At 72.3% G+C, this 8,953-nt stretch carries 6 protein-coding genes; 5 read left to right on the forward strand and 1 reads right to left on the reverse strand.

All coding sequences use genetic code 11. The features are described from left to right. The first annotated feature begins 111 nt into the window (after nt 1-111). Together G3I54_RS03510 and G3I54_RS03515 are read left to right on the forward strand one after the other, a co-directional pair. Nucleotides 112-1,497, forward strand: coding sequence for a M14 family metallocarboxypeptidase (locus G3I54_RS03510; RefSeq protein WP_164610969.1), 1,386 nt, complete (start codon nt 112-114; stop codon nt 1,495-1,497). Between the two features lie 73 nt (nt 1,498-1,570). Continuing rightward, complete coding sequence (locus tag G3I54_RS03515; protein WP_164610970.1) at nt 1,571-3,343, forward strand: BCCT family transporter; 1,773 nt, start codon at nt 1,571-1,573, stop codon at nt 3,341-3,343. A gap of 219 nt (nt 3,344-3,562) precedes the next feature. On the opposite strand, the gene G3I54_RS03520 is transcribed toward G3I54_RS03515, so the two are convergent. Beyond that, complete coding sequence (locus G3I54_RS03520) at nt 3,563-4,495, reverse strand: FAD-dependent oxidoreductase (protein WP_164610972.1); 933 nt, start codon at nt 4,493-4,495, stop codon at nt 3,563-3,565. Nucleotides 4,496-4,766: 271 nt separating this feature from the next. Between G3I54_RS03520 and G3I54_RS03525 the strand changes: the two genes are divergently transcribed. From G3I54_RS03525 to G3I54_RS03535, 3 genes are all read left to right on the forward strand, one after another. After that, nucleotides 4,767-5,981, forward strand: coding sequence for a glycoside hydrolase family 64 protein (locus G3I54_RS03525; protein ID WP_203685466.1), 1,215 nt, complete (start codon nt 4,767-4,769; stop codon nt 5,979-5,981). Between the two features lie 178 nt (nt 5,982-6,159). Next, on the forward strand, nt 6,160-6,894 hold the full coding sequence (locus tag G3I54_RS03530) for a carbonic anhydrase (RefSeq protein WP_164610976.1): 735 nt from the start codon (nt 6,160-6,162) through the stop codon (nt 6,892-6,894). Between the two features lie 129 nt (nt 6,895-7,023). Next, entirely contained in the window at nt 7,024-8,661 is a 1,638-nt protein-coding gene (locus G3I54_RS03535; protein WP_164610978.1) for an ABC-F family ATP-binding cassette domain-containing protein, read from the forward strand. Nucleotides 8,662-8,953 lie beyond the last annotated feature (292 nt).

Here is an 8,953-nt window from a genome sequence, read left to right on the forward strand (position 1 = left end):
GCAGTGATCGCCCCCTGTTGCACAGGAGTTGACCGGTGTAACGTCCGCACATCGCCGCGGGGCCGAGGGGCGTCACGGCGCCCGCCCCAGATGCCCGGGAGGCAGCCGCCGATGACCCATCGCGTCGTTCGTGCACTCCGCATGCTCAGCCCGCACCCGTGGCTCGCACCGGTCGCCGGCCCCGCCGGGCCGGAGTCCGCGCCTCCGCGCCGGGCCGCCAGGGCGATGCGCCGGACGGCCGTGGCGGCGACGCTCGCCGCGCTGGCCCTGCCGTTCGCCATCGCGCCCGCCGAGGCCGCGCACCGCCCGCCGCGCACCGGGTTCGAGACGAGCGAAGGGGCCCGCTGGACCGGCGAGGCGGAAGAGCGGTCCTTCCTCGCCGCGGTGGACCGGGGGAGCGACCGGGTCTCCGTGGACCGGATCGGCACGACCGGACAGGGCCGCCCGCTCCGCCTCGTACGCGTCGGCCAGGAGCGCCCCGACGCCACCACGGTCCTGCTGATCTGCAGTCAGCACGGGGACGAGCCCGCCGGGCGCGAGGCGTGTCTGACCACGGTCCGCGACATGGCGTTCGCCGAGGACCGGGCGACCCGCGCTTTCCTGGCCCGTACGACCCTGCTGGTGCTGCCCACGGCCAACCCCGACGGACGCGCCGCCGACACCCGCGGCAACGCCGACGGCATCGACGTCAACCGCGACCACATCGCCCTGGAGACCGCCGAGGCGCGGGCGATCGCCGCCGTCGTACGCGATGAACGACCGCACGTGATCTACGACTTGCACGAGTACGGCGCCACCCCGCCGTACTACGACAAGGACCTGTTCGCCCTGTGGCCGCGCAACCTCAACGTCGACGACCGGGTCCACGACGCCTCGCGCACCCTCTCCGAGCGCTATGTCCGCCCCGCCGCGACGACGGGCGGCTACAGCAGCGGCCACTACGGCATCTGGACCGACCCGGCCACCGGAGAGCCGATCAAGCAGGTCGCGGGCGACGGCCAGGAACGCATCCTGCGCAACACCTCCGGTCTCAAGCACGCGGCCGGCCTGCTCATCGAATCCCGGGTCGACGCGCTGAGCGACGCGGAGAAGGCGGACCCGGCGCTCAACCACCGGCGCAGGGTCCACTCCCAGCGGACCGCGCTCGGCGGCCTCTTCGACTTCACCGACGAGCAGCGCGCCCGGCTCCGGACCGCCACCGCCCTCTCGCGCCTGACCGGCCTGGCCGACCGGGGGCCCGTGTATCTCGGCGGCGCCGACAACGACCCGGCCGAGCACGCCGAGATCCTCGCCGACCCGCCGTGCGGCTACCGGCTGGACGCGGCCCAGTACGCGGAGGTGAAGGACGAGCTGGCCCTGCACGGCGTCAGGGCCCTGCCGGAGGAAGGTGGCGCGTTTGTGCCCCTGCGTCAGTCGGCCCGAAGCCTGATCCCGCTGCTTCTCGATCAGCGGGCGACATATCACCTCACAAACGGTCAAGCCAGAACTGCTTGTTGATCCTTCGAGATCCGGGGCAGGTGTGGTACTGCCTACGGAGAGCGTTTTTCAGACTCGGTGAAAGGTGCCATTAGTGTCCCAGGACGACCAGACAACGGACGGACGGGAAGGGCTGTCGGTCACGGCGGACCTTCCCCCCGATCCGGTCAGTACCAGGACTCCGACCACCGACCGGGTGGTGTTCGGCGTCACGGCGGTCTTCACCCTCGCCTTCGTCGTCTGGGGTGCGACCGCCACCGACTCCCTGGAGAGCGTGTCCGGCAAGCTGCTCAACGGGCTGATCCACAACGGTGGCTGGGCCTTCATACTGGCTGCGTCGGCCTTCGTCATCTTCGCCCTGTGGCTGGCCATCAGCAGGTACGGCAAGATCTGCCTCGGCCAGGAGGGTGAGAAGCCGGAGTTCCGGACCATCTCCTGGATCGCGATGATGTTCAGCGCCGGTATGGGCATCGGGCTGATGTTCTGGGGCGTGAGCGAGCCCCTCGCCCACTTCCGGAACCCGCCGCCCGGCACCGACCCCGCGGACGCGGCCGAGGCCATGCAGACGGCGATGGCGACCACGCTCTTCCACTGGACGCTGCACCCCTGGGCCATCTACGCGGTGGTCGGGCTCGCCATCGCCTACAGCGCGTACCGGATGCGCAGGCGGCAGACGATCAGCGCCGTCTTCGAGCCGCTGATCGGCAAGCGCCACGCGTACGGCGGCGTCGGCCGCGTCATCGACATCCTGGCCATCTTCGCCACCCTGTTCGGCTCGGCGGCCTCGCTCGGCCTCGGCGCCCTCCAGATCGGCAGCGGCATCCAGGAACTGGACTGGCTGGAGAAGGCCGGCACCGGACTCCTCGTCGCCATCATCGCCGTGCTGACCGTCGCCTTCGTCGCCTCCGCGGTCTCCGGGGTCGAGAAGGGCATCCAGTGGCTGTCCAACATCAACATGGTGCTGGCCCTGCTGCTCGTCGTGTTCGTCTTCATCGCCGGTCCCACGATCTTCGTGCTCGACCTGGTGCCCACGTCCCTCGGCGCGTACATCACCGACCTGGGGCAGCTCGCCGGACGCACCGAGGCGACCGGCGGCGGTGACGTGGCCGACTGGCTCGGCAGCTGGACGGTCTTCTACTGGGCCTGGTGGATCTCCTGGACGCCCTTCGTCGGCATGTTCATCGCCAGGATCAGCCGCGGCCGGACGATCCGTCAGTTCGTCGGCGGCGTCATCCTGGTGCCCAGCACGGTCAGCCTGATCTGGTTCGCCGTCTTCGGCGGCTCGGCCATGAAGCTGGACGAGGCCGGGAAGCTCACCGGAGCCGACACCCCGGAGGCGCAGCTGTTCGGCGTCCTCCAGGAGTTCCCGATCGCCACCGTGACGAGCCTCCTGGTGATGATCCTGGTCGGCATCTTCTTCGTCTCCGGCGCGGACGCCGCCTCGATCGTCATGGGCACGCTCTCGCAGAAGGGCGTCCTCGAACCGAGCAAGTGGGTCGTCATCTTCTGGGGCGTCGTGACCGGGGCCGTGGCCGCGATCATGCTGCTCATCGGCGACGGCAAGGAGAACGCACTCCAAGGGCTGCAGAACCTCACCATCCTGGTCGCCGCCCCCTTCGCCATCGTGATGATCGGTATGTGCGTGGCCCTGATGCGGGACCTGCGCAGGGACCCGCAGATCGTCCGCCAGGAGTTCGGCGTGGAGGCGGTCGAGTCCGCGGTGATCGAGGGGCACGCCAAGTACGACGGCGACTTCGAGATCCGGATCGGCCCCGGGACGACTCCGGTCACGGACGAGCGCCACAAGCACGAGTCCGGCGGATCGGGTTCGACGGCCACCTCCACCGAGAAGCGGCCCTCCGACTGACCGGGTGACCGCACAGCCGTACCGCTGCACCATCGCACCAGCGTGGAGCAGCACAACCGCACAACGGCTCCGGAGCCCGCGACCACCGACCGGTCGCGGGCTCCGGCCATGTGCTCAGGGCGCTCCGGGCTTCAGGGGCGGGCGCCCGGCGGTGGACCGGCGGGCCCCAAGGGCGGGGCGCCCGGCGGTGCGGAGGCTGGCCCGCCGCTCCGGTCCCGGTCAGCCCACTAGCGCCGCCGCCGCCCGCGCACACCCCCAGGCCACCGTGACGCCCGCGCCGCCGTGACCGTAGTTGTGCACCAGCCGGCCGCCGCCCGGCAGCGCCTCCGCCTCGATCCGCACCCCGGCCTCCCGCGCCGGACGGAGCCCCACCCGGTGCCCGAGCACCCGGGCTCCGGCGATCTCCGGCCGGATCCGCGCGCACCGCGCCACGATCTCGCGAGCCGTGTCCGGGTCGGGCTCCGTGCGCGGATCATCCGCCTCGGCCGTACCGCCCAGCACCAGCCGGCCCGGCTGCGGGAAGAAGTACGTCGTCGCGGCCGACGCCGGATCCGCCTCCGTGTACCACTCCTCGATCCCCGGGTTCTCCACCGCGACCAGCTGCCCCCGCACCGGCCGCACCCCGGCGTCGGGCACCAGCTCGCGCGCCCCGAGCCCCGTGCAGTTCACCACCACCGGGCTGAGCTCCGCCGCCTCACCGAACCCCGTCACCGCCCGCCGCTCCACCGCACCGCCCGCCGCCACGAGCCGCCGCTCCAGCCACGCCAGGTGGACCGGCATGTCCAGGAGCGGCAGCGTCACCCGCAGCCCCTCGGGCACCTCCACCGCGTCCTTCAGCCCCGCCGCCCAGTCGCCCAGCGCCGCGAACCGCTCACCGGCGTGCAGCCCCGCCACCCGCCGTACGCCGGTCTCCTCCGGGTCGCCCGACAGCTCCTCGTAGACCGCCAGCGTCTCCAGCGCCCAGTCGCCCACCCGCGCCGCCGGTTCGATCCGGTACGGCCACCACAGGGCCCCCGCCACCGCCGACGTCGTCGCCCCGGCCGGATCGCGCGACCAGACCCGCACCCGCAGCCCGCGCTCCGCCAGTGTCACGGCGGTGGTGAGACCGACGACCCCGCCGCCCACCACGATCACATCCGCCATCACGGTCACCCCTGTCCCCTCGGCACGCGTCCGTCGCTGCCCGGACGCTAACCGAAAGCGGAATCCCGGGGCCAGCGGAACCGGAACCCTCGGCCAGGGGCAGGGGCCAGGGGGCAGGAGGCAGTCCGCCCGGCAGGGCACGGGGCGCCCCGCGGGTTCGACTAGTTGAGACAGGTTCGTTGACAGAGGTCGCTCACCGCAGGATTCTGAGAGCGCTCTCAGGCTCGCAGGTGATGTGCCCCCGTTCCACCCACGCATCCGCCCGATGAGGAGAACGAGCATGTCCGCTTCACGGAGAAGTCTCGGCTTACGGAGAAGTCTCGGCGCGCTGACCGCCGCCCTGGCCCTCGCCCTGGGTCTGACCACCGGCATCGGCCAGACGACGGCCGAGGCGGCGGTACCCGCCACCATTCCGCTGACCATCAAGAACGACTCGGGACGCGCCGACCAGATCTACGTCTACAACCTCGGAACAGAGCTCTCCACCGGCCGCCAGGGCTGGGCGGACGCGAACGGTACCTTCCACCCATGGCCGGCCGGAGGCAACCCGCCCACCCCGGCCCCGGACGCGTCGATCGCCGGTCCGCGGAACGGCCAGTCGGTGACGATCCGGATGCCGAAGTTCTCCGGCCGCGTCTACTTCTCGTACGGCCAGAAGCTCGTCTTCAAGGTCACCACCGGCGGCCTCGTCCAGCCCGCGGTGCAGAACCCGAGCGACCCGAACAGGAACATCCTGTTCAACTGGACCGAGTACACGCTCAACGACGCGGGCCTGTGGATCAACAGCACCCAGGTCGACATGTTCTCCGCCCCCTACTCCGTCGGCGTCAAGGCGCCGGGCGGGGCCGTCAAGAGCACCGGCAAGCTCAAGCCGGGCGGCTACAACGCGGTGTTCGACAACCTCAGGAACCAGTCCGGCGGCTGGTCCGGCCTCATCCAGACCCGGTCCGACGGAACGGTGCTGCGCGCCCTGTCCCCGGGGCACGGCGTCGGGAGCGGCGCCCTGTCGCCCGGGATCATGAACGACTACATCGACCGGGTCTGGAGCCGCTACAGCAGCTCTGTGCTGACGGTGACCCCGTTCGCGCACGAGCCGAACACCAAGTACTACGGCCGGGTCTCCGGCAACGTTATGAACTTCACCAACGGCTCGGGCGCCGTCGTGACCTCGTTCCAGAAGCCGGACTCGGACAGCGTCTTCGGCTGCTACAAGCACCTGGACGCGCCGAACGACCAGGTGCGCGGCCCGATCTCCCGCACCCTGTGCGCGGGATTCAACCGCTCCACCCTGCTGACCAGCGCGAACCAGCCCGACAACAACGCGGCGAACTTCTACAAGGACTCCGTGACCAACCACTACTCCCGCTTCATCCACGCGCAGATGGTGGACGGCAAGGCGTACGGCTTCGCCTTCGACGACGTGGGGGCCCATGAGTCGCTCGTCCACGACGGCAACCCGCAGGAGGCGCTGATCACGCTCGACCGCTTCAGCTGACGGCCCTGCTTCCCGGCCCGGCGGGCCGCGCTCCCCAGCGTCCCGCCGGGCCGGTGCCCTTCGCGCTCTCCTCTGCTTTGCTCTGCTCCGTTCTCACTCGTCCAAGAGATGGTCAAGGTCCGGCCAAGGGTTGTCCGGCGTCAACTTCCCGCCTGGGCACGGGGGTTAGCGTCCGCGCGTGAGAATCACCCGAACCCCCCGCACGGCGCCGACCACGCGCCGCACCCTGCTCCGCGCCTCCGCCGCCACCGCGACGGCGGGCGTGCTCGCCGTGGGCTCCTCGCCCGTGGGCGCCGCCCCGCGCACCCGGTCCGCGACCGCGCCGAGGCCCGCGACCCCGGCCGCGGCGCTGAAGGCGCTGGCCGCCGGGAACCGCCGCTGGCGCACGCTCCACCAACGGCATCCCCACGAGGCGGCCGGGGTGCGCAGCACCCTGGTGTCCGGCCAGTCGCCGTTCGCGCTGATACTCGGCTGCATCGACTCCCGCGTACCGCCGGAGCTGGTATTCGACCAGGGACTCGGCGACCTGATGACCGTCCGCTCGGCCGGCGAGGTGCTGGACGAGGCGGTGCTCGGCAGCATCGCCTACGGCGTCCTGGAACTGGGCATCCCGCTGGTCGTGGTCCTGGGGCACCAGTCGTGCGGCGCGGTCGCCGCCGCGGTCCACGCGGAGGAGACCGGGGAGCGCCTGCCCGTGCACATCCAGTACGTGGCCGACCAGATCAGGCCCGCGATCGTGCACGGGCAGCACGGCGACGCCCGGGTGGACGCCACGGTCAGCGCCCAGGTCCGGCTGGTCCGGTCCCGGCTGGCGCGCGAGGCCGATCTCGCGGCGAAGGTGGCCGCCGGGGAGCTGGCGATCGTGGGGGCGCGGTACGAACTGAGCACCCAGCTGGTCCACCGGGTCGGCTGACCGCCGGGCCGCCGCGCCCGTGCGGCCCGGGGCTCCCGGGCCGCACGGCCGCCCGGGCCGACAGCCTGGAGAACGATGAGGCCGGCCGGGCGGGGGCATCGAAGTCCGGAGACTAGGATCGGCACCCTGATGACTGCCACTCTCGTCGCCAAGGACCTCGCCGCCGGACACGGTGACCGCACGCTCTTCGCCGGGCTCGACCTCGTCGTCGCCCCCGGTGACGTGATCGGTCTCGTCGGAGTCAACGGCGCCGGAAAATCCTCCCTGCTCCGCCTCCTCGCCGGGCTCGACCGCCCGGAGGAGGGCGAGCTGCGCCTCTCCCCGCCCACCGCCACCGTCGGCCACCTCCCGCAGGAGCCCGAGCGCCGCGACGGCGAGACCGTGGCCGCGTTCCTGGCCCGCCGCACCGGTGTCGCCGACGCCCAGCGCACGATGGACGAGGCCACCGAGGCCCTGGTCGCGGGAGCGCCCGGCGCGGACGACGCGTACTCCGAGTCCCTGGAGCGCTGGCTCGCCCTCGGCGGCGCGGACCTGGAGGAGCGGGCCGAGCAGGTCGCCGCCGAGCTGGGGCTGACCGTGGGCCTCGACCGGCCCATGACCGCGCTCTCCGGCGGACAGGCGGCCCGCGCCGGGCTCGCCTCGCTGCTCCTCTCGCGCTACGACGTCTTCCTGCTCGACGAGCCCACCAACGACCTCGACCTCGACGGTCTGGAGCGCCTGGAGCGCTTCGTGTCCGGTCTGCGCGCGGGCACCGTCGTCATCAGCCACGACCGCGAGTTCCTGATGCGCACGGTCACCAAGGTGCTGGAGCTGGACCTCGCCCAGCAGCAGATCAACCTGTACGGCGGTGGCTACGCGGCCTACCTGGAGGAGCGGGAGACCGCCCGTCGGCACGCCCGCGAGGGCTACGAGGAGTACGCCGACAAGAAGGCGTCCCTCGAAGCGCGCGGCCATATGCAGCGCTCCTGGATGGACAAGGGCGTCAAGAACGCCCGCCGCAAGGCCACCGACGGCGACAAGCTCGGCCGTAACGCCCGCAGCGAGGCCAGCGAGAAGCAGGCCGCGAAGGCCCGGCAGACCCAGCGCATGATCGAGCGTCTCGACGTCGTCGAGGAGCCGCGCAAGGAGTGGGAGCTGCGGATGGAGATCGCCTCCGCCCCGCGCTCCGGATCCGTCGTCGCGACCTTGCGCGAAGCCCGCGTCACGCGCGGCGACTTCTCCTTCGGCCCCGCCTCGCTCCAGATCGACTGGGCGGACCGGGTCGCCATCACCGGGGCCAACGGCGCGGGCAAGTCCACTCTGCTGGCGGCCCTGTTGGAGCGGCTGCCGCTGGACTCCGGTGACGCCACGCTCGGTTCGGGCGTCGTCGTCGGCGAGGTGGACCAGGCGCGCAAGCTGTTCCTGGGCGCGCAGTCGCTGCTGGACGCGTTCTGCGCGGCCGTGCCGGACACCGAGCCGGCCGAAGTCCGCACGCTGCTCGCCAAGTTCGGCCTGCGCGCCGACCATGTGATGCGCCCGGCCACCAGCCTCTCGCCGGGCGAACGCACCCGCGCGGCCCTCGCCCTGCTCCAGGGCCGGGGCGTCAACCTCCTGGTGCTCGACGAGCCGACGAACCACCTCGACCTGCCCGCCATCGAGCAGTTGGAGGCGGCGCTGGAGACGTACACGGGCACCCTGCTGCTGGTCACGCACGACCGGCGGATGCTGGAGGCGGTCCGGACGACCCGCCGCATCGAAGTGGCGGACGGTCAGGTCAAGGAAGTCTGAGCGCGGTTACGGGGGTGGGTCGGGCCGCACGCCGCGACCGCCGCCGTAACCCGGTGGGGTCGGGGCCGCACGCCGCGACCCCCGTAGCCGGGGTGGGGTCGCACGCCGCGACCGCCGTAGCCCGGAGGGGGCGGGCCGCACGCCGCGACCCGCCCCCGCCTCTCGCCTCGTTCAGCGACCCCGGCCGCCCTGCTTCGGGTCGGCCAGCCCGGCCCGCCGCAGCGCATCGGCCATCGCGCTGTTCGCCGGAGCCGGAGCTCCCTGGCCCTGCCGCGATCCACCGCCGCCACCG

Source organism: Streptomyces sp. SID14515 (assembly GCF_010548505.1).
Classification (GTDB): domain Bacteria; phylum Actinomycetota; class Actinomycetes; order Streptomycetales; family Streptomycetaceae; genus Streptomyces; species Streptomyces caviscabies.

Coding starts and splice junctions, on each gene's coding strand:
- G3I54_RS03510 (WP_164610969.1), top strand. CDS start 112: ATGACCCATCGCGTCGTTCGTGCACTCCGCATGCTCAGCCCGCACCCG.
- G3I54_RS03525 (WP_203685466.1), top strand. CDS start 4,767: ATGTCCGCTTCACGGAGAAGTCTCGGCTTACGGAGAAGTCTCGGCGCG.
- G3I54_RS03535 (WP_164610978.1), top strand. CDS start 7,024: ATGACTGCCACTCTCGTCGCCAAGGACCTCGCCGCCGGACACGGTGAC.